General features: G+C 33.8%; 20 protein-coding genes. 6 read left to right on the top strand and 14 right to left on the bottom strand.

Features of this window, described 5'->3' with window-relative positions; translation table 11 throughout:
- Positions 1 to 73: 73 nt before the first annotated feature.
- From AACV00_RS00605 to AACV00_RS00580, 6 genes are all read left to right on the top strand, one after another.
- Positions 74 to 1,105 carry an iron ABC transporter substrate-binding protein gene (locus AACV00_RS00605; protein ID WP_104459564.1) on the top strand — a complete coding sequence of 344 codons (1,032 nt, stop codon included), beginning with the start codon at positions 74 to 76 and terminating at the stop codon, positions 1,103 to 1,105.
- A complete protein-coding gene (locus AACV00_RS00600) occupies positions 1,102 to 2,100 on the top strand; it encodes a FecCD family ABC transporter permease (protein WP_004250139.1) in 999 nt (332 codons plus the stop codon). The genes AACV00_RS00605 and AACV00_RS00600 overlap by 4 nt, the downstream gene beginning before the upstream one ends.
- A complete protein-coding gene (locus tag AACV00_RS00595) occupies positions 2,097 to 2,891 on the top strand; it encodes an ABC transporter ATP-binding protein (protein WP_004250138.1) in 795 nt (264 codons plus the stop codon). The genes AACV00_RS00600 and AACV00_RS00595 overlap by 4 nt, the downstream gene beginning before the upstream one ends.
- On the top strand, positions 2,878 to 3,702 hold the full coding sequence (locus tag AACV00_RS00590) for a class I SAM-dependent methyltransferase (protein WP_104459563.1): 825 nt from the start codon (positions 2,878 to 2,880) through the stop codon (positions 3,700 to 3,702). Before AACV00_RS00595 ends, AACV00_RS00590 begins: the two co-directional genes overlap by 14 nt.
- Positions 3,699 to 4,547, top strand: a complete 849-nt coding sequence (modD, locus tag AACV00_RS00585; protein ID WP_004249215.1) for a ModD protein — start codon at positions 3,699 to 3,701, stop codon at positions 4,545 to 4,547. The genes AACV00_RS00590 and modD overlap by 4 nt, the downstream gene beginning before the upstream one ends.
- A gap of 130 nt (positions 4,548 to 4,677) precedes the next feature.
- Positions 4,678 to 6,627, top strand: coding sequence for a TonB-dependent receptor plug domain-containing protein (locus AACV00_RS00580; RefSeq protein WP_104459562.1), 1,950 nt, complete (start codon positions 4,678 to 4,680; stop codon positions 6,625 to 6,627).
- A gap of 107 nt (positions 6,628 to 6,734) precedes the next feature.
- Here AACV00_RS00580 and AACV00_RS00575 read toward each other — a convergent pair whose 3' ends face one another.
- The 14 genes from AACV00_RS00575 to AACV00_RS00510 form a co-directional block, all read right to left on the bottom strand.
- Positions 6,735 to 7,781, bottom strand: coding sequence for an IpaD/SipD/SspD family type III secretion system needle tip protein (locus AACV00_RS00575; protein WP_017827364.1), 1,047 nt, complete (start codon positions 7,779 to 7,781; stop codon positions 6,735 to 6,737).
- Positions 7,782 to 7,839: 58 nt separating this feature from the next.
- The gene (locus AACV00_RS00570; RefSeq protein WP_104459561.1) at positions 7,840 to 8,670 is read right to left on the bottom strand and encodes a type III secretion protein; all 831 of its coding nucleotides are present in this window, start codon (positions 8,668 to 8,670) and stop codon (positions 7,840 to 7,842) included.
- A 24-nt stretch (positions 8,671 to 8,694) separates the two neighbouring features.
- The gene (gene sctE / locus AACV00_RS00565) at positions 8,695 to 10,854 is read right to left on the bottom strand and encodes a type III secretion system translocon subunit SctE (protein WP_161679896.1); all 2,160 of its coding nucleotides are present in this window, start codon (positions 10,852 to 10,854) and stop codon (positions 8,695 to 8,697) included.
- Positions 10,855 to 10,858: 4 nt separating this feature from the next.
- Positions 10,859 to 11,377 (bottom strand): type III secretion system translocator chaperone SicA, encoded by a 519-nt coding sequence (gene sicA / locus AACV00_RS00560; RefSeq protein WP_004245829.1) that lies wholly within the window; start codon positions 11,375 to 11,377, stop codon positions 10,859 to 10,861.
- A 121-nt stretch (positions 11,378 to 11,498) separates the two neighbouring features.
- A complete protein-coding gene (locus AACV00_RS00555; RefSeq protein WP_004250135.1) occupies positions 11,499 to 12,560 on the bottom strand; it encodes an EscU/YscU/HrcU family type III secretion system export apparatus switch protein in 1,062 nt (353 codons plus the stop codon).
- Positions 12,553 to 13,326 (bottom strand): type III secretion system export apparatus subunit SctT, encoded by a 774-nt coding sequence (gene sctT / locus AACV00_RS00550; RefSeq protein WP_020946301.1) that lies wholly within the window; start codon positions 13,324 to 13,326, stop codon positions 12,553 to 12,555. Before sctT ends, AACV00_RS00555 begins: the two co-directional genes overlap by 8 nt.
- Positions 13,327 to 13,331: 5 nt before the next feature.
- Complete coding sequence (gene sctS, locus AACV00_RS00545; RefSeq protein WP_004249210.1) at positions 13,332 to 13,580, bottom strand: type III secretion system export apparatus subunit SctS; 249 nt, start codon at positions 13,578 to 13,580, stop codon at positions 13,332 to 13,334.
- A gap of 5 nt (positions 13,581 to 13,585) precedes the next feature.
- Positions 13,586 to 14,245: an EscR/YscR/HrcR family type III secretion system export apparatus protein gene (locus AACV00_RS00540; protein ID WP_161679898.1), complete on the bottom strand. Its 660-nt coding sequence runs from the start codon at positions 14,243 to 14,245 to the stop codon at positions 13,586 to 13,588.
- A gap of 3 nt (positions 14,246 to 14,248) precedes the next feature.
- On the bottom strand, positions 14,249 to 15,178 hold the full coding sequence (locus tag AACV00_RS00535; protein ID WP_036919145.1) for a FliM/FliN family flagellar motor switch protein: 930 nt from the start codon (positions 15,176 to 15,178) through the stop codon (positions 14,249 to 14,251).
- A complete protein-coding gene (locus AACV00_RS00530; RefSeq protein ID WP_104459557.1) occupies positions 15,175 to 16,353 on the bottom strand; it encodes a type III secretion protein in 1,179 nt (392 codons plus the stop codon). Before AACV00_RS00530 ends, AACV00_RS00535 begins: the two co-directional genes overlap by 4 nt.
- Positions 16,334 to 16,795: a hypothetical protein gene (locus AACV00_RS00525; protein WP_004245836.1), complete on the bottom strand. Its 462-nt coding sequence runs from the start codon at positions 16,793 to 16,795 to the stop codon at positions 16,334 to 16,336. Before AACV00_RS00525 ends, AACV00_RS00530 begins: the two co-directional genes overlap by 20 nt.
- The gene (gene sctN / locus AACV00_RS00520; protein ID WP_104459556.1) at positions 16,779 to 18,077 is read right to left on the bottom strand and encodes a type III secretion system ATPase SctN; all 1,299 of its coding nucleotides are present in this window, start codon (positions 18,075 to 18,077) and stop codon (positions 16,779 to 16,781) included. Before sctN ends, AACV00_RS00525 begins: the two co-directional genes overlap by 17 nt.
- 3 nt (positions 18,078 to 18,080) lie before the next feature.
- Positions 18,081 to 18,494, bottom strand: coding sequence for an InvB/SpaK family type III secretion system chaperone (locus AACV00_RS00515; RefSeq protein ID WP_004245838.1), 414 nt, complete (start codon positions 18,492 to 18,494; stop codon positions 18,081 to 18,083).
- An 8-nt stretch (positions 18,495 to 18,502) separates the two neighbouring features.
- Positions 18,503 to 20,602 carry an EscV/YscV/HrcV family type III secretion system export apparatus protein gene (locus AACV00_RS00510; protein WP_004249202.1) on the bottom strand — a complete coding sequence of 700 codons (2,100 nt, stop codon included), beginning with the start codon at positions 20,600 to 20,602 and terminating at the stop codon, positions 18,503 to 18,505.
- Positions 20,603 to 20,616 lie beyond the last annotated feature (14 nt).

Here is a 20,616-nt window from a genome sequence, read left to right as displayed (position 1 = left end):
AATATAGTATGCATCGTTATATAATTTATGAAATAACGATTATTAATATAAAACAACACTACAGTGTGAACCTATGGCTATCCACAGACGACAATTTCTGAGTTATTTAGCGACGCTTGCAGCATTATCAGCACTGCCACGTTGTGCAAGAGCGGCAATCACTTCACGTATCGCCGCTCAATTTGGTGTGCTTCCTACACCAGAAAATATTCATCGCGTTATTAGCGCAGGCCCCCCAACCGACCAACTGTTGTTGGCTTTAGTACCAGAAAAATTATTAGGTTTCTCCTCGCTTAATCTAGGAAAAAGTAGCTTATTTGCTGACAAGTTGCGTAAATTGCCCCATTTAGGCCGTCTGTCTGGCCGTGGTAGTACACTCTCCTTAGAAACATTAATGGCACTAGAGCCAGATATCATTATTGATAGTGGTAATGTTGATGAAACCTATCGTTCATTAGCTAAACGTGTTAGTACGCAAACAGGTGTACCTTATGTGTTAATTGACGGCAGCTTAAAAGACAGCCCAACTCAGTTACGCCAAACGGGGGCTTTATTAGGTGTGACAGAAAAAGCAGAAACATTAGCACTTATTGCAGAGCAGTATCTTAGTGATGCGACCTTGTTTGCTTCTACTCTAAAAATAAGACCTCGTTTTTACCTTGCACGTGGTGCAAAAGGCTTACAAACGGGCTCAACAGGATCTATTCATACTGAAGCTATTGAACTATTAGGGTTCGAAAATGTCGCTGATATTGCTGGTTTTACCGGTCTTACTGATGTTTCCCCTGAACAGCTCCTTATGTGGAACCCTGAAGTTATCATCACACAAGATGAAAATGCCTATCAACAAATCAGGCAAGACTCTATATGGAAAAATATCCAAGCTGTTAAAAATAATAAAGTGTTATTATTTAAAGGCTTACCATTTGGCTGGTTAGATGGTCCTCCTGGTATCAACCGTTTAATGGGAATGCGTCGCTTACAGAGCCATTTTGACCATCGAATAGCAGAACAAGCCACGCAAGATCTGCAAAATTACTTTGCTTATTTTTACCATACATCGTTAAGTGCTGAGCAATGCCAGCTGTTGATGAGGTCTTCATGAGCCAATCAGCACGTATCACTCTGTTGTTGCTGTTATTCTCAGCGGCTGTAGTTATTGCTATCACTAGTGGTAAGTATTCACTTACAGTCAATGAACTGTGGACAGTCGTCAGTAGCAAATTAACCGGGCATATTGAAGAGAGTCGAACAGCAACTGTGTTCTGGCAAATACGCTTGCCTCGAGTACTTGCTGCCATTTTAATTGGAGGTGGACTTGCTATTGCGGGGGCGGCTTATCAAGGTATGTTCCGTAACCCACTAGTATCACCTGATATTCTCGGAGTGTCATCAGGGGCTGGAGTCGGTGCTGTATTGGGTATTTTTCTTGGTCACTCCATGTTGTCAATTCAGCTTTTTGCTTTTGTCGGAGGACTTATCACTGTTGCTTTAGTCTATTTTATTGCCAAATTGGCGAAACAACAGGATCCGGTCCTTTCTCTCGTTTTAGTCGGTATTGCGATTAGCGCCTTATGTGGCTCAGCTATTTCATTAATGAAAATTTTAGCTGATCCTTATACTCAGCTACCTTCCATCACTTTTTGGCTATTAGGAGGGCTATCAACTATCACGGCGCCTGATTTACTCTCTGTTGCACCTTTAATGCTACTCGGGTTTATTCCACTGATTTTATTACGCTGGCGAATGAATATTCTCAGCCTTTCTGATGAAGAAGCGCGCTCCTTAGGCCTTAATGTAGAAATTACCAGACTTATCTTTATTTTATCGGCCACATTAATCACCGCGAGTGCAGTTTCTATTGCGGGTATTATTGGCTGGTTAGGTTTAATTGTTCCGCATATCGCAAGATTGTTAGTTGGTGCTAACTTCGGTTATCAACTGCCTATTTCCTTACTTGTGGGCGCAACAATGTTATTAATAACGGATACACTAGCACGAACTATTGCTAATATTGAGTTGCCTTTAGGCATTTTAACCTCGGCTATTGGTGCGCCTTTCTTTCTGATGTTATTACTCAAAACAAGGCGGGATAGATGATCATCACTGCAGCAAAACAACTCACAATTGGCTATAAAACAACACCCTTGATCCAAAACCTCTCTTTTCATATTAAACAAGGGCAAATTGTCTGTTTATTAGGCGCAAATGGCTGTGGTAAAACCACGTTGATGCGTACCTTACTTGGTTTGTTACCCAGTCTTGCAGGTCATATTATCATTGAAGGCAAAGAAATAAGTAAGTGGTCACCAACTGATTTAGCCAAAGTGATTGCCTATGTTCCTCAAGCAACCCACCTCCCTTTCTCTTTTAAAGTGATTGATATGGTGATTATGGGGCGTGGAGCACATATCTCTTTTTTCTCGATGCCTAGCTCACAAGATAAAGCAATGGCAATGGAAACCTTAGAAATGCTCTCTCTTTCGCATCTTGCTCACCGCACTTTTGATACGTTAAGTGGTGGTGAAAAACAGTTGGTATTGATTGCACGGGCTTTGGTGCAACAACCTAAATTACTGATTATGGATGAACCCGCTGCCAGCCTTGATTTTGGTAACCAAATCAAGCTAATTAACCAAATTAAGACACTAAAAGCCTTGGGTATAAGTGTGTTTATGTCTACACATCATCCACAACATGCCGCTTTACTGGCAGATGAGGTGATTTTACTCACCCCTCATCGCCACGTTTTACAAGATAAACCTGAGCTTTTACTCACCCCCGAACATTTAGCTCAGCTTTATAATGTGAAACCCACCGATATTCAGGCGCACTTTTACGCCTACCCTGATAATAACAATCCATATAGGCAAGAATATGAACACCATTGAAACCACTGATTTTGCTGAGCTTTATAAAAACCATATGCAACAGGCACAAAGAACCAAAAAAGAGCCTGAACATTGGGATAAACGCGCTGAAAAAATGGCAGAAAACTGTGCTAATCCAAACGATCCCTATTTGATCAAGTTTCGTGAAATGATGGATTTTTCCGATGCTGAAACACTATTGGATGTCGGCTGTGGACCTGGCTCTATTAGTATTCATGTTGCTGACAAGTTTAAAAAAATAATCGGGATAGATTATAGTACCGGCATGCTAACCGTTGCCAAACGTAGAGCCGCACAAGCGGGTATTCATCATGCTGATTTTCTTCATTATTCATGGGAAGATAATTGGGATGCGCTTCCACCTTGTGATATTGCGGTGGCTTCACGCTCCACATTGGTGATGGATTTAAAAGCTGCGCTGTTAAAACTAAATCGCCAAGCTAAATTACGGGTTTATACCACTCACACCGTATCACCCACTTTTGTTGATCAACGTATTCTTCGTTTATTAGGTCGCAATGTTCCCACATTGCCGACCTATATTTACGCAGTCAATATCCTTAACCAAATGGGGATCCACCCTAAAGTAGATTATATCCGTAGCCGTAATTACCAAAATAATTTTAATAGCCTTGAGCAGTTTATTGACAGTATTAACTTCTCTGTAGGGCCTTTAAACGAAAATGAAATTGCACACTTAACCACTTATTATCATGAAAGTATGAAAAATGATGTGGCCCTTATATCGCCAACGCGTGATTGGGCGATGGTTTCTTGGGATGTCGTTCCTGAAAGCGAGCTAACCTTATGATTTATTATCCCGATGCTTTTCTTGATAATTTATTGCTGGAAGATATTCAATATGGCGATTTGACTTGTCGCGCACTCAATATTAACCATCAATTAGGCACAATAACTTTTACATGTCGTGAAGCCGGCTGCGTCAGTGGAATCACCCTAGGCTGCCGTTTATTAGAAAAATTAGGACTGACTGTCACCGCACATCTACAAGAAGGTGATTTTGCCAAGCAAGGTGATTGTTTAATTAGTGCAGAAGGTCGAGCAGATGCACTACACCAAGGCTGGAAAGTGGTGCAAAACGTGCTGGAATGGAGTTGTGGTGTGAGTGACTATATGGCAAAAATGCTCGAAATCTATCATCGCTACCAACCTAAAGGGCAAATTGCCTGTACACGTAAAAATATCCCTAATACAAAATTACTGGCCACTCAAGCGGTACTTGCGGGTGGTGGTATTATTCATCGCCAAGGCTGTTCTGAAACTATTTTACTCTTTGCTAACCATCGTCATTTTTTATCCGAGCCAGATAATTGGTTACAACAGGTTACACAGTTACGCCAAGCAGCACCTGAAAAATGCATTGTTGTGGAAGCAGATAACTTACAACAAGCAAGAGAAGCGTTAAAAGCGCAGCCAGATATCTTACAACTGGATAAATTTTCTATTGAAGATATTACCTTACTACAACAAGAGGCTCCGCAGATTGCCCCACGCTGTCATCTTTCTGTCGCTGGGGGAATTAATCTAAATACTATTGAAAAATATGCCCAAACAGGGATCGGCTTAATGGTGACATCAGCACCTTATTACGCACCACCTAGTGATATCAAAGTTCGCCTTTACCCTAAAAATTAAATCAAAACACAGATAAAAATATTAGTTTATTGACTGATAAAGATGAGTGCCTACATTAGGTAAGCACTCACTTTGTAACTTTAACTTGCGTCTATCGTTATATAAATAATTATATATTGAGATTAAAATAATGAAACTAACACCTCTATGCTGTTTATTCCTTGTTCTACTGCCTTGCAGTGTAATAGCCCAGACAACTTACCAGCAATCAATCCCTGATGTATTAACCGTTTGGAGCAGTCCCATTGCGGCAAATCCCGATGTATTAACACAACAACAAATGCTCGAACAAAATAAAGTCAATGCGGCACAAGCACTGGCAACATTACCTGGTATTGTGATGCAAAAATCAGGTAATCGTAACGAATATACCCTTAAAGTACGTGGTTTTGATAGTCGCCAAGTTCCGGTGTTCTTTGACGGTATTCCAACCTATGTGCCTTATGATGGCAATCTCGACTTAGCGCGTTTTACCACTAACGATCTCGCCAGTATCGAAGTTAACAAAGGTTATACCTCATTACTGCAAGGCCCTAATCTGATGGGAGGTGCAATTAATATCACCACCGCAACGCCTCGCAAACCATTAGAAGGTCATATTGCTTATTCGCAAGGTTTTGCTCGTGGTGCTGATTATGCTCATAACATGAGTGCTCGTTTAGGAGCACGTACTGAATATGGTTTTATCCAAATTAGTGGCAGTCAACTCCAGCAACGTTTTACCCCCATACCTAATGCAGATGAAAATAATAACACAGTGGGGACACATGGACGTCGTAGTCATTCAGCAACAGATGATAAACGAGGAATGATCAAAGTGGGTTGGACACCACGCGCTTCTGACGAATATACCCTCACCTATGTAAAACAAGATGGTAATAAAAATAGTCCACCGAATAGTGATCCTAATGCCAAAGGTCGATATAAATATTGGGCATGGCCAGATTATAATAAAGAGAGTTACTACTATAGTGGTGTGACACAACTTACGGATAGCATAAATCTACAAAGTCGTGCTTATCATGATAAGTTTGAAAATACTCTTTATATGTATCCTAAAAAAGGTAATAGGGTCGATTATAGCCATTATGATGATCACAGCACAGGCGCTGCATTACAATTCGGTATCGATACGAATGAAAGTGATCTACTCTCTTTTGCAGTACATTGGAAAGATGACGTTCACCGTGCCCAAAAAGAAAAAAACGGTGATTGGGTACGTTTTAAAGATAGAACTTGGTCATTAGCCACAGAATATCAATGGGTAGTGAGTAACGATCTTGATGTCGTTGGCGCCATAAGTTACGACTGGCGCAAAAGTATCGATACAGATAAAAAGGCTGATAACAACAAACAAAATGCCATTAACTGGGAAATCATGGCTAAATATTCATTAGCCAATGACGATAATATACGTTTTACAATCTCTGATCGCAGTCGCTTCCCTACCCAAAAAGAGCGCTATACCACCGAAAAACCCAAAGATGGATCAAGAGGGATTATTAACCCCAATTTAGATCCAGAACGCGCATTATCCTTTGATATGACCTACGAAGGTTATCTCAATGAGAAATGGGGCTACCAAACTAGCCTATATTACAATCGTGTAAGTGATGCCATTATGGCTCATACGCTTTATCGCCACGGTGAAGCGCTATTTCAAAACCAAAACAGTGGACGTGTTGATTATCTAGGCTTGGATATTGGTACTAAAGGGAAAATGACCGATTGGCTAGAATTTGGCCTAAATTATAGCTATATCCATAGTGATCCAAAGCAAGTTGACCATATTGAAGGTTTACCAAAACATAAAGCCTATATGTGGTTAACCTTTATTCCTGTTGAACAAGTGCGCTTTACTATTATAGAAGAAGCACAAAGTTGGACTTATAACCGTATAGATGAGAATAATAAACTGGCTGGCTATACAAAAACCGATCTACGGTTAGATTATGATGTTGGATATGGTATTTCAGTTAATGCTTCCATTAATAATCTTTTTGATAAATCTTATCAATATACACAAGGTTATATCGAGAATGGGCGTAATTATTGGCTAGGCGCTGAATATAAATTCTAATCAGCCCAGTCAATTATAAGTAAAAGCGCTATTAAAAAATAATAGCGCTTATTTTTCAATATTCATAAATCCATATTATATGCAAAAAATAATCTATTAATAAAATATCAGAAACGTAAAAATCCTTTTGCCATTTCTAATAAAGTGTTCATTGTACTACTGACAATCTTAACAAAATTATCATAATTACTATTTGCTGTACTGTATTTTTTGGAAAGTTCATCTAAATTAGTGTTAATTTTCTTATCTAATGCGTCGATGGTTTTTCTGAATAACTCAAATTCTGTTTGATTAATATCATCCGTGTTAGATACCTTCTTAGATAGATCATTTAGCAATTTTTCTAGGTCAGTACAATCAATTCTACCTCGACAATCAATGTCAACATCAGGCTCCCCCCCACGCCTTTGTATTGATACACTTATTCCATTTATACCTTTTAATAGTTTTTCTAACGCATCTGCAGCATTATTTACCTGTTGTAGATCGCTATAATGAACTTCTTGGCCATCAATGGTGCGTAAATATGTCCCATCCTTTTGATGTTGAAAAAACAAACGAGATTTAAAAACAAAAGGATCGTCGACAGTACCTGTTGGATTTTTATATTTATCTCTAATGTTAGATAAGTCATTAAAAAAAGATTTAAAATCAAAATTCACCGTACCTTCTTTACTTCCTGCTTTCTGATATTTATTTAAATTAGATATGGTTTGCCTTAGTTCATTGACAAAATTCATGTAGTTAGAAAAGATATCCTTTAATACATCTAGATAATCCGCTTTGCCTGAAACAATAGATTGTTTAACATTATTAAAAAGATCACTTAACGAATCAGTCTCATAACTATTATCTTTTTTTCTAAGATCATTTAGATCATTAGAAAATTGATTTAAAAAATTATTTTTATCATTAATGGTTTTATTATAATCATCATCTAAATAATAATATTTATCTGTATCAGGTAACTTCTCTATAAATTTATTCTTTCTATTATTATCATAATTCATATCTTGATATTCCCGATTAGGTTCCCAAGATAAAAAATCCTCATCTTCTAGCAGGTTTTCGAAATAATTATCAGTATTTACTCTAGTATTTAAATGAGGTAAATCGTTAATCCCCTCAGTATAAACTGAAATATCATTAGACATAATCTTAACCTTTTATATTAATAAAAGTTTATAAAAAAATATGATTTTATCTTTTAAATTAAGCTCTTACATTTGAAGAAATCGTAGAAGCTGCATCCTGCTGAGCATGAATTATCGCCTCTATTGCTTGTAATAATGCTCTTATAACTTCAGTTACTTCTCGCTGTATCTCATTGTTATTATTGATCACATTATTATTAATACTTCCTCTTGCATCTAATACTTTTTGTTCACCCTCAATTGTGCTACTTTCAGATTGCATAGATTGGTCTGCAACCCTTGCTAATGGATCTGCGGTGGATGAAATAGTATTTCCCATCACTATGGTTGGATTGGAATGCCCAATAAGATCTTTCCCCATCCCTTTAATAGAAAAAGCGGCTCCCATACCATGTATAGCCATAGAAATTCCAGCACTAGTAATTGCAGAACCAATCATAATATTGGCTTTTTTATTAAGATTATCTTTTACTTTATCGGCTATATCCAATTCAATGTTCATTAGCATCACACCCATTTCTCTGGATGCTTCAAATTTTTTTATCATTGTTTCTAAATATTTAACAATGAGATCTATTAATTTTATCATATCGTCTGAAACAAAATTAAAAATCCCCGTTTTTTCTATTTTAGCATGATCGTAAATATCATTATCATTATCTACTTCTAATGAATCTAATATCTGTTTAAGATCTGGTTTGGTTATATGTTCTGGTTCAGATAAAACAGGCTTTAGATTAATTCTTTCTATTCCTGTTAATTTACTTAAGCTAGGTTCTACCTCTTTATATAACTTATTTCTATCAATAATACCTTCACCTTCATCAGAATTATTGATTGTAGTTTGATAGTGATTAGATACATTATCACTATTAATCTTCATACTCATATTTATACCTCACTAATTTTTTATTTAAATAGATATATTTCTTATCATGTCTGATTTTAATTTATTACTTACTGAAGATTTATCGCTGAGGTTTTTTAAAATATCTGTTATAGAATCAATATTCTCATGATAAGTTTCCATTATCTTATCCATTAATTTTTGAATAATATCTAAAACTGCAGTTAATTTTTTACTACCGGCAATAGACTGGATTATTTTTGACGCGATAACAGAACCATAAATATTAACAGTATTTGTTGCTGCTGAATTGGTTAACTTAGAAGCAACCACCGTTCTATTCAACATAATACTTGCTTTTTTAGAAATCTCTTTAGCTAACTGCTTATCAATTTTTTCCAGTGCTTCTTCAAGCGCTTTAATAATGATATCTTTGATCATTTTCCCCAATACCGCTTCAAGTCCATCATTGAGCACTTTTTTTAGTATTTGTCTAATTTGCTGATTCGATATTTTATTAACCGCATCTGAAATACCTTTCATGGCAGGCCCAATAACAAAACTCAATGCCGTAGCGGCAACAAATAAAACGACTGTGACAAGTATTTTAGTTGCCATTTTCAATTTGTCTTGTATTGAATTTTTCATCTCTTCGATGATTTTTTTATCTAGCCCTAATTCTTTGAGTCCATCCAAAGAACTATTAACTAAACTCACTAAGAAATCACTAACCTTATCGATAGCTTCCATAACCGCATCTGATATGGGTTGCATAATCTCATCCATAAAAGATTTATTATGAATAGATTGATACACCTCATCAGCAATAGTTAATCCAGCATCAGCAACAAATAAGGTTGTTGCGACTCCTACTAATACCATTGAAGAGCCAGCGGTAAAAATAGAAGAAACACCTGCAACAAGCGTTAATAATCCGCCTAATATTTTTAAACCAATACCAGCCCAAAACTGAATTTCTTCTTGTTTTTTGATTAATGATTTTTGCTCTTCAACTTTATCTTTAAGTGATTTTTCAGTCACCTCTTGCATTTCATTAAAAAGTTTCTGTTCACTTTCCGAACGATGTAACATGACCTTTAACGTCAACTCACGTGTCTTAGATAACAGAAATGTCAGTAATGACATACCGGATAAAGAGTTAGATGCAATTTCAAGCTCCAAGGAACTTTGTGAAATAGTCAGTTCTTTAAATAGACCTCTTATTTCTGCTAATTGTTTTTTTATTGATTCACTTTCTTTTTTGTTGATCAATGCCTTTAATTCATCAGTATGTGAAGTAATTTTATTGATTTTATCTTCACTTAAAGAAATATTTGGTAGGTAATTAAAAGAATCATCAAAAAAACCATCCAATTTTTTAGATAAATTATCTAGTTCATCTAATGAAAGCTTAGAAAAATCACTAGGAAAGCTTAAGAAAGGGAAAACATCTTCAAGGGCTTTTTCCATATCCGCTTTAGAGTGAATATTTCCTAATAATAACTGTTGAATTAATGAATCAGGAATATTGCAATTATTTAAAAAACTTTTAACTTCAGACTCTTTTTTGAAATTCTTTTCTTTTATTTGGTTATAAACTTCCATCCAGTAATCAACAAAAGCACCTTTGGTTTTATCAGGCTCATTGAAGCCAGATTTAAAAAGTTCTTTTAAATCATCTATGCCATTAGATAGCTTTTGTAATTTATCTCTGTAATAATCAAATTTCTCTGGATCTTTAATTTTATTCAAAATATCTTCATGTATAACATGCTGGTAAGATAATTGTAAAAATAAAAAATCATAATCTTTGTTGGATTTTTTATTTTCTAAATGATCGGGACCGGAAGTAGGTAATGATGAATTTTGTTGTGCAGATACGTCAAGATGATCATCTTTTTTTTTATTATTCTTCGGTTCTTCTTCTGCTAAGGAAGGCTTAGTATTGTCTTCATCATTTTCTAGTGAAAATGTCGTCATTTTATATTGTGGATCATCTTGAATATTAATTCTTTTCTCATTCCTCTCCTGTTCATGAGGAGCTCTAAGAAGTGGTATATCAAACTTACTTTGATTCTCCTTCTGTTGTTGAGTAGTCACATAATTACTTATATTATTAATTGCATTTGCTTGCTTAGTAGTATTTTTAATAACATTTTTTACTTCTTCAGAAACAAAAGGCGAAGCTAATCTACTATGTTCATTACTTTGATTAATCTTATTCATACTATTATTCCTTTTCTTCCTTTTCTTCCTCTTTATTAAGGACAACAAGAGGAATATCTTTTAATAGCTCTAAATAGCTATTAGCCTTCTCTTTTATCGTTTGATCATTAATATTTTGAGCCACCTGATGAAAACAATATTTAGCTTTTTCTTTTTCACCAATTGATAAATTACATTGTCCAGCATAAAAAACAGGTCGATAATCATTTTTAGCATTTAGATAAGCTAAAGCATAAAGATCGATAGCTGCTTGATATTGCTTTTTTAATTGATTAACTGCAGCAAGTCCCATAATGTAATCAACATTATAAAAATCATAGAGACATAAAAACTTAAAAATCGCCTCAGCTTCATCTAACTTCCCTTTCTGATAAAAATCATACGCAAATGAATAAATTCCTTCCATAAATCCATCTGGAATTTCACTTTCATCTTTGATAGATGCGCCATTTTGTACAATAGAAACAATGTAGTTTGCGAGCTGATCTAATTCTTTTTCTGACATTTTTTCATATGCTGACATTATGATAATCCTTTCATCTATGATGAATAATTAATAATAATATTCTAACTTAATTATTAATTACCCACTTTAATAAAACACACGTCTATATTTATAATTATAAATATTTCGACTAAATTTATTAATTATTGATATAGTCCATTTCTTCTCGAGATAACCCTTCAATTTCTACTCTTTTTAGCCAAATAAGAACATCCATAACATCTAATAAATCTTGATCTATTATCACTTCAAATAAATGATATTTATGATGTAACTTCCTTGCTAATTCAGGATAACGAATAACGGGCGTGCCAACTTTTTTGGCATAAGCCTTTACTGCTAATGCTTTAGCATTAGTACAACTCAATGAAACTATTGGCATTATGCCATTATCAGGATCGAAGTAGATACCTACCGCGACATGTGTGGGATTGACAATAACAGCTGATGAGTCGCGGATCACACGTTTCATTGGCTCATCGAGTAATTCTTGATGAAGTTGTCTACGTACCGATTTTATTTCTGGATTTCCCTCCATATTTTTATGTTCTTGCTTAACTTCATGTTTTTCCATCATCATATCTTTTATGAATAAAAAGAAATCAGCAATAATATTTAAAATAAGAATAGGTATCGATAAAATAAAAAATATAAATATAAAACTAACAACTAATGAGCACCATTTATCAATCACCCCTTCTAAATCAGCGCGATATAGTATAACGACTTCCCCCATATGTAAAATCATGAAAACATAACAAGTTATTAAAAATATAATAATAAATAATAGTGTTTTTAAAAAATCTTTTATTGTTCTTATGCTAAATATTTTTTTAAATCCAGAAATGGGGTTAATATGATTAAAATCAATTTTAATTGCTTCAGTGGCAAGTTTAAAATGGGAGCTAAATAAAGAAGGGATTGCGCCAGATAAAAAAGTCACAATAATGATCGGTAGTACAATATCAAAGAATAATTTTGATATAACTTCAACATAGCTCTTTAAAGAAATACCTGTTGGATGCAGTAAAAGTGATTGATAAAATTGATTAAATTCATCCAACTTCACTTGATTAAATAAATATATAACACCAATGAAATAGACTAAACCAGAAACCAGTTCCTTACTTTTAAACGATTGTCCTTTTTTTGCTGAATCATCAAGCTTTTTCTGTGTTGGCTTTTCTGTTTTCTCAGCCATGATAAATACTCATAAAAATAGAATAAAAGTATCTACTGTTAAAAAAATGATATAATTCATTCGTCATTGCTGAGGTAAAAAAGAGCAGTAATACTAAAAAAGCGATAATACCTTTGATACAAAGAGAGAGAGAAAATGCATTTAGTTGAGGACAAAATAATGAATAAACCCCTAATGCAACTTCACTTAAAAACATAATAATTAATACAGGAGAAACCAAAATAATCGCCACTTTAACCATATCATTTAGCCAATGACCGATAAAATCGTAACCGATATTTTTATTAACATACCCAATAGGAAAAACATCGTAACTCTCTTTTATGGTACTCATTAAAACAACGAGCCCACCTGTAGCTAAAAAATAGGCCATACAAAACAATCCGGTTAATGACGCAAATTCTGACGATTCAATACCTGTAGTAGGATTAATTGTATCTCCTATGCTTGCTCCTCTTTGATTATCAACGAATTCTCCAAACGCAGAAGCTATCCAAAATGGCGTGGCAAGTAGCAAGCCGATAACTAGACCTATAATTAACTCACTAATTAGAACAATAGCCCAAGTCTCTCTTAAAACCCCAGTTATCGTGATGCTAGGTTTTATTCCTAATGCTATATAAAAAATAATAATATATTTTAATAATTGACTATTGAGAACTCGACTATTGAGGAATGGAATAAACATAAAAATAGGAAATAATCTAGCAATGAGCAAAAAAATATCGATTAAATAAGATTGTATATATTGCAACAGTACTAGCATGATAGTTACCCTGCTAACCCAATCGTCAACATCTCTTTAGCATAAATTAGTAACTTATCTCCCATCCATCCCATCATCATAAGTAAACAAACAAAAACCCCCACAAGCTTGACACCAAAAGGTAAAGTTTGCTCTTGTATCTGTGTGATCGTTTGCAATAGCCCAATAAGCAATCCAATAAAGGTCGCGATAGCAATAGGCGCAGCTGAAAGCAATATAATCAAATAAATAGCTTTATTAGCCGCATAAACCATATCCACTAGTTCACCGCCATCAAATCAAGATATTGATTAATGAGTCCTTTAGATAACAGTCCCCAACCATCCATGGCGATAAATAAAATAAGTTTTAAAGGTACAGATAATGTAATAGGGCTCATCATCATCATACCTAATGCTAATAAAATGCATGAGACAACTAAGTCAATAACAATAAAAGGCAAATAAAGATAGAAACCGATAATAAAAGCAGATTTTATCTCACTAAGTGCATATGCCGGTAATAATGATAAGAGTGAATTTTCTATGTTTTCTTTATCACCATCACTATTTGGTCTATTCTCTTGCGCTTGTTCAAAAAAAGCTAATAAATCAGGATCTGAGTAATGATATAGGTATTTTTTATAATCGCCTAACGCCTCATTTGAAAATGACTCGATCGCATCTGGAGATGACATATCCACTTTATTTTCAATAACATAGTAACAAATATTTTTAGTAATTGGTGTCATAACAAAAAGCGCCATCATTAAAGCGATAGCATTAAGTACCATATTAGAAGGAACTTGCTGCACACCTAATGCATTACGAGTCATAACTAAAACAATAGAAAACTTTAAATAACAAGTTCCTGCAGCAATAATAAAAGGAGCCAATGTGGCAAGAGCTAGGATCAAGATTAATTCTGTTGAGCTTTCCATATGTTATTCGCATTTTATAGATAATTTATTAATTTCTACCGCTAACATATCTTTAATTTTGATTAATTCTCCTTGGGCAATAGCTTTACCATTTGCTAAAATATTAATATGACGAATGGCATTATCAGGTAAAATAAATTTCTTCCCTGGTGTTAATTCTTCAAGTTGATCAATTGATAATGTTTTATTGGCTAAAAGAAAAGATATTGTAATCGGAATAGCGCCAATTGAATTTAAATCAAGTGATTGAGCTAAATCAATGCTATCTTCTATTATGGCATCGTTTTGCTCATCCTCTTCATTTTCTTCACTATTTTCAACAATAGCATCTAATGTCACACAATTACCCTCATCCCATGAAAAATAAAAATATTTTTTATCACCAACATTAAAAGAAAAATGGATATCATCTATTAATAAAACATCCCCTGGTAATATTGTTTTTAATAATGAAAGTGATATTTTACTGTAACCTAAAATAAAACTTGTTATAAAACCTATTTTATTTTTTGGAAATACTGTCAATTCATATTTCCATTTAATATCGCAAATAAAAACATGACCTAATGTGGTATCTACACAAGGATAGCAAGATCCTTTTTCAGCACCTAAACAGATATTATCAACACATGATGACATTGGCTCTTTAGAAAAAGGAAATAATAATGTTGATAAAGATTGTGAAAAAAGAGCAATTAAATAGTTTTCAGGTACTAATTCCCAATCAATTTTTTTTTCAGGATATAAGTTATCCATGACTTGACTAACTGAAATTAACGCCGTTAAGGTTCCTAATTTATTCTCACATCTCAATACAAAATATAGCTGTTTTTCTGTTATTTTTTTTGTACCAAAGATAGAAGATAATATTACCATGTCATTAATTTTATTTGTTTCTTTATGGTTATTATCTACCTCTACGTTAATACTCATTCATTTTCATCCTCTCTTTCATAAATAGCATTAATAGAGTTGATATACCACGATTTATTTTTATGGCTATTAGTTAGATCTATGGATAATCCCCCATTATATTGCTTCAAATTCTCTAATGCTGTTTGATAAACGCGTCCTGAGGAGGCAATTAACTGAACTTGTTTATCAATAAAATGAATTTTAGCCTGATGATAACGACTCTTCCATTTTGTAAATGTATAAGTAATGCTTGGTGGTAGAGTCAACATAGATATTTTTTTATCTATTACTTGCCAAGCAGGTAGCTGTGAAACCATTTTGGCTACTTTTGGTAATGCAATTACCGTTTTTATTGGTGTAACTTGCGAAGAAAAAGGAACAACTTTATTAGTTTCAGTGATATTTTCTTGATAAATTTCCGGTTCTTCTTTTGTATCAACTTTTGATACGTTATTTAGCGGCATTGCCATACTAGACTCAATATTTTTGTATGCACTGTTATTCTCTTTCTGATGAATTTGAGCCTGTTTTTCCTGCTTAGTTGCACTACTAACTAAATCAACATTATCATTATTAATGGGTTCTTTTTTAATTATTTTTTCTACTAACTTAATATACCGTTGTTGATTTATTTTTTTATCTACGAAAATAGGAAATACTGAACTCTTTTTTGCCGATAAGAATTCATTAACCATCGTTTTAACATTGTTTTTTCTTATTATGTCTTTAATGACAGTTTTTTCTTCTATTCCTACATGGGGTTGTAGTTTGTATTTATCTATCTTAGATGTTTTTTTATTTATTCTCTGATCAGTGAGCTGTGCTTTTTTTTCTTCTCTTCCTATATATAAAGAGTTAAATCCTTTTTTTATATTTATATCTAAAGATATTTTTTTAGTTTTAGAACCACCAGATGATAATAAATACCGATGACTTAATAGCAAACCTTCATAATTTTCTGGCATTTTATCTTCCTGAAGATCTTGCTCATCGTTATGACTGGCAATATTGTCTTTTAAACTCGCTATTTTTTTAAGTATATCTAATTTCTCTGCTAATTTTTTTATACTTTCAGGTGTAAGCTGACATTTATTCAAATACCTATTTACGCTATAAGACTCAGTTGGAATATCACTTTCCGTTTTTTCACTAGATAGCGTCATCTTATTTGAGTTAGATATTCCCTGAACCATATAATGCTATCTCCTGTATTTCATTCTGCTCTAACCTTTCAATATATAGCTCTTTCTCTAATGCTTTTCTTTCAAAATAAAGTGTCATTTTATTTTGTTTTTTGACGGCCTTTTGTCGTTGTTTTTTTAGCGCCTCACTCTGTTTTTCTAAATCATTCAGTTTATCCTTTATTTCTTCAACTTGAGCGACATAAAAATTTATTGAATGTAAAACAATAGCTTGCTTCCTTCTTTGTTGATGAAACGAATGAATTGAATAAATACCGGCTTTTTCATAAGCGGGTACTTCACTCTTTAAAGCACTAATTAATTGCTCTTGCTCTTTTTTCTTCTGTTCAGCTTCTGTAATAAGTTTTTTATATTTTAATTGTTCTTTTTCTATTTTTTTTTGCCGTTGGGCAATGGCACTAATCAATGCTTGATGCTTAAGCGGTAATCTCATACATTTGTTCTAATGTTTGTTGAAAATCGGCTTTTTCTTTAAAGGATTGAGTAAGAAAGCTTTCTATCTTGGCTTGTTTTCTTACCGCGATATCATTTAATTCGTTATCTCCTTCATGATATTCTCCTAACTCTTGCAATAACTTAACATCTTGTAATCGCATCAATATTTGTCTTATTTTTAAAGCAGATTTTTGTTGTTTACTATCAGTGACTTGTTGAAAAACCCGACTCACACTACCTAATACATCAATAGCAGGATAGTGCCCTGATGCTGCTATTTTTCGAGATAAATAAATATGTCCATCTAAAATAGAACGAATTTCTTCACCGATCGCATCTGGCTCATCATCACTCTCTAATAAAACAGTATAAAATGCCGTAATGGAGCCTGTTTTTGTTACCCCTGGACGCTCTAAAATAGCGGGAAGTTTATCAAATACAGATGCTGGATATCCTTTACGTACGGGCAACTCACCCGCTGTTAATGCGATATCCCTTAACGCTCGACAATAACGAGTCATAGAATCAATAAATAAAACGGCATTTTTTCCTTGTTGACGAAAATATTCGGCAACCGTTGTTGCCACTAAAGCCGCATTACACCTTTCTACCGCTGATTGTTCTGAAGTTGAGCAAATTAAAACCGTATTTTCACATCGCTTATGTTGCTTTAATTCTTCAATAAACTCTGTAACTTCTCTTCCTCGTTCACCAATCAAGCCAATAACAAAAACATCGGCCTGTGCAAAACGGATAATCATATTCATTAACATCGTTTTACCCGTTCCTGCACTAGCAAAAATCCCCATTCGTTGCCCCAATCCACAACTTAATAATCCATCAATAGCACGTATACCTGACTTAAATAGTGTTGTAATAGGCAGCCTATCACTAAACAAAGGTGGCCGACCTTCGATAGGACATAAGGTATTAAAGGTCTTCTCTGCTATTTCTGTATTAAATCGTAATAAGCAATTTCCTTTACTATCAATCATGCTGCCTAATATATGTGGGCCTAGGGCAACTGAAAATGTTTTTCCTGTTGGCTCAACTATAATTTGTAAAGAGTAACCTTGAGCGCTTCCCATCATACTTAATATTGCTCTGTTATTATGAAACCCAATAACAATAGCTTCACCGAGAATATTTTCACTGAAAATATTCTCTTTTAGTTGGCAGACCTCCCCAATAAAAACATCACGTAACATCACTTCTAAAATATTTCCTTGTATTCGTAAAGGATGCGCTGCGTTATGAAACATTAGAAATCGGGCGTTCATTATTTAGCCAATAAACCGTTGATGTATACTATTCATAATTTGAAAATAGTCATCAATGGCTCTTGCCATGCTTTCTCCATTTTGCAATGCAATTGGCATAAATGATGCTCTTAATTCTAAAGAGTCCTCAATTCTCACCAAGGCCGGTTGTCCAGGGTAAAAACTTTCTGTTTGATTATTGATGCTATCTAATAATAATTCGGCACTAATTTGTGTAAGTAATTTTTCATCATAATCACAAAGCACCGACCAAATCATAGGAACCTCGTCAACAACCAATAAATTAATATCTGGCATATCACCTAAACTAATGGTAATGGTTGAATGGTTATCGATTGATTTCCCCCCTGAAAATAAATCATTCCGACCAATAACATTCATTGCATCCATAAGTAAGCTAGCAAGATCAAAAGACATAATCACTCCTAAATAGATTGTAATACATTAATTTCAATATCAGATGTTATCTCATCATAAGATAATACCGGTATTTGAGGATATTGAGTTTCTATTAGTTTTTTTACAAAACGCCTTATATCTATTGATGTTAAAAATATATAATCCTGAATATATTTAATATCATCAATAACCATAGATATTTTTTCTATTATCATATCTAATTCAGCAGGTTCTAAATTCAATAATGTGCCAGAAGAACTTTGTCTTATTCCACTACGAATTATCTCTTCCATATCGTTAGATAAGATAATTGCATTAAACTTCCCATCGGTTGAAAAAAAATAACTAATATAACGAGCAAGAAGCGTTCTAATGTGTTCAGTAAGTAGCACGGGATCTTTTTCTTTGCTCCCCCATTGAACTAAGCCCCCTATAATAGTCTTTATGTTTCTAATAGGAATTTTTTCTTGTACTAATCGTTGCAAAACATCATTTATCCTCTGAATAGAAACTTGCCTATAACACTCTTTTAAAAGCTCAGGGGCACTCTTTTCTAATTTATCAAGGATATCTTTTGTTTCTTGAATACCAAGAAACTCTGTAATATTTAATGTGATCAGATCAGAGAATTTTCTATAAAAGTAACTTTCTGAACGTTCCGCTTTGTAACCTAATGGAGCTAATTTAGATTCATCATCACGCTCAATCCAATAATGGGTTTTATTATCATCTTCAATACTTATTAAGTTAAAGCCTAAAGAGAGCAATTCATCATTAGGATTTTCTATATGAAAAAGAGGAAAAGGACAATTAAGTTCTTTTGCTTTAACTTCGTTAATTAAAATAATAATTTTATCGTCATCTATTTTATCTGAATAGTGAATCACAATATCTGGTAATAATATACCATATTGTAAAATAAATTCTTTTTGTAACCATTTTTCAAAAACTATTTTTGTTAAATATGGTTTTTTCTTAGTAGAAAGAGTGATGATTAATGGCAAAGTTTCAGCTTGTGATAAGGTAATATTTTCTGTTAATAAACTATTATCTACTTCTTCCCCATGTTTACCAGAAAATAAATTTGACATAAGTCCTTTTTTACTGTCGGCATTAGTAGCATTATGATTATCTTTTTCATCTTCTGTTTTATATTCTTTTTTACTACTCTTCCATTTTATTTTAAAAAAGTAAACGCCAAGCATTACAGATAAAATAAGAAAAACAGGTGTGGGAAATCCTGGTAAAAAACCGATACCAAAAGCCAAAATAGCTGTAACAAGCAAAGCAAAATCTTGTGCCAATAGCTCATTCATAATGCTATAGCCCAAATTATTATTTTCACCACCGACACGTGTTACAATAAATCCGGCACTAATAGAGATAAGTAAAGCAGGAATTTGTGCAACTAATCCATCCCCTATCGTTAAAAGTGTATATGTATGTAATGCCTCTGTAATAGATAACCCCATTTGAGCCATACCTACCGATATGCCACCAATTAAGTTCACGAAGATAATGACAATGCCGGCTATCGCATCCCCTTTTATAAATTTCATGGCACCATCGAATGAACCATATAATTGACTCTCTTGTCCTAACTCTTTCCTTCTGATCTGAACTTCTTCATTCGTAATGATCCCTGATTTTAAATCAGCATCAATACTCATTTGTTTTCCAGGCATACCATCCAAAGAAAAACGAGCCGCGACCTCCGCTACTCGTTCAGATCCTTTAGTAATCACGAGAAATTGCACTATGGTCACAATGGAAAAGACAACAAAACCTACAACAAGATTTTCACCAATGACAAACTCACCAAATGAGGTAATGATCTCTCCTGCATCGGCATCTAATAATATAAGACGGCTAGTGCTTATTGATAAAGCAAGCCGGAAAAGAGTTGTTATAAGCAATAATGCAGGAAATGTCATAAAGTTCAGTATACGTTTAATATAAAATGAACTCATAAAGATAAGAATTGCAATAGTAATATTTAAACCTATAAGAAAGTCGACCAAATAAGTTGGCAAAGGTATAATTAACATCATTATAACCAGTATCATCACTGATAGTACGATAAGTTCTGGTTTGTTTTTTATTGCTAATAGAAACTTATAAATCATAAACTTTGCCAATA

The sequence above is a fragment of the Proteus sp. G3927 genome (assembly GCF_963894685.1).
GTDB lineage: Bacteria > Pseudomonadota > Gammaproteobacteria > Enterobacterales > Enterobacteriaceae > Proteus > Proteus mirabilis.
This window is presented reverse-complemented; position numbering and strand designations above follow the sequence as displayed.

Excerpts from the sequence above, each read along its gene's own strand:
- AACV00_RS00605 (WP_104459564.1), top strand. The coding sequence starts at position 74 with ATGGCTATCCACAGACGACAATTTCTGAGTTATTTAGCGACGCTTGCA.
- AACV00_RS00600 (WP_004250139.1), top strand. The coding sequence starts at position 1,102 with ATGAGCCAATCAGCACGTATCACTCTGTTGTTGCTGTTATTCTCAGCG.
- AACV00_RS00595 (WP_004250138.1), top strand. The coding sequence starts at position 2,097 with ATGATCATCACTGCAGCAAAACAACTCACAATTGGCTATAAAACAACA.
- AACV00_RS00590 (WP_104459563.1), top strand. The coding sequence starts at position 2,878 with ATGAACACCATTGAAACCACTGATTTTGCTGAGCTTTATAAAAACCAT.
- modD (WP_004249215.1), top strand. The coding sequence starts at position 3,699 with ATGATTTATTATCCCGATGCTTTTCTTGATAATTTATTGCTGGAAGAT.
- AACV00_RS00580 (WP_104459562.1), top strand. The coding sequence starts at position 4,678 with ATGAAACTAACACCTCTATGCTGTTTATTCCTTGTTCTACTGCCTTGC.
- AACV00_RS00575 (WP_017827364.1), bottom strand. The coding sequence starts at position 7,781 with ATGTCTAATGATATTTCAGTTTATACTGAGGGGATTAACGATTTACCT.
- AACV00_RS00570 (WP_104459561.1), bottom strand. The coding sequence starts at position 8,670 with ATGAGTATGAAGATTAATAGTGATAATGTATCTAATCACTATCAAACT.
- sctE (WP_161679896.1), bottom strand. The coding sequence starts at position 10,854 with ATGAATAAGATTAATCAAAGTAATGAACATAGTAGATTAGCTTCGCCT.
- sicA (WP_004245829.1), bottom strand. The coding sequence starts at position 11,377 with ATGTCAGCATATGAAAAAATGTCAGAAAAAGAATTAGATCAGCTCGCA.
- AACV00_RS00555 (WP_004250135.1), bottom strand. The coding sequence starts at position 12,560 with ATGGCTGAGAAAACAGAAAAGCCAACACAGAAAAAGCTTGATGATTCA.
- sctT (WP_020946301.1), bottom strand. The coding sequence starts at position 13,326 with ATGCTAGTACTGTTGCAATATATACAATCTTATTTAATCGATATTTTT.
- sctS (WP_004249210.1), bottom strand. The coding sequence starts at position 13,580 with ATGGTTTATGCGGCTAATAAAGCTATTTATTTGATTATATTGCTTTCA.
- AACV00_RS00540 (WP_161679898.1), bottom strand. The coding sequence starts at position 14,245 with ATGGAAAGCTCAACAGAATTAATCTTGATCCTAGCTCTTGCCACATTG.
- AACV00_RS00535 (WP_036919145.1), bottom strand. The coding sequence starts at position 15,178 with ATGAGTATTAACGTAGAGGTAGATAATAACCATAAAGAAACAAATAAA.
- AACV00_RS00530 (WP_104459557.1), bottom strand. The coding sequence starts at position 16,353 with ATGGTTCAGGGAATATCTAACTCAAATAAGATGACGCTATCTAGTGAA.
- AACV00_RS00525 (WP_004245836.1), bottom strand. The coding sequence starts at position 16,795 with ATGAGATTACCGCTTAAGCATCAAGCATTGATTAGTGCCATTGCCCAA.
- sctN (WP_104459556.1), bottom strand. The coding sequence starts at position 18,077 with ATGAACGCCCGATTTCTAATGTTTCATAACGCAGCGCATCCTTTACGA.
- AACV00_RS00515 (WP_004245838.1), bottom strand. The coding sequence starts at position 18,494 with ATGTCTTTTGATCTTGCTAGCTTACTTATGGATGCAATGAATGTTATT.
- AACV00_RS00510 (WP_004249202.1), bottom strand. The coding sequence starts at position 20,602 with ATGATTTATAAGTTTCTATTAGCAATAAAAAACAAACCAGAACTTATC.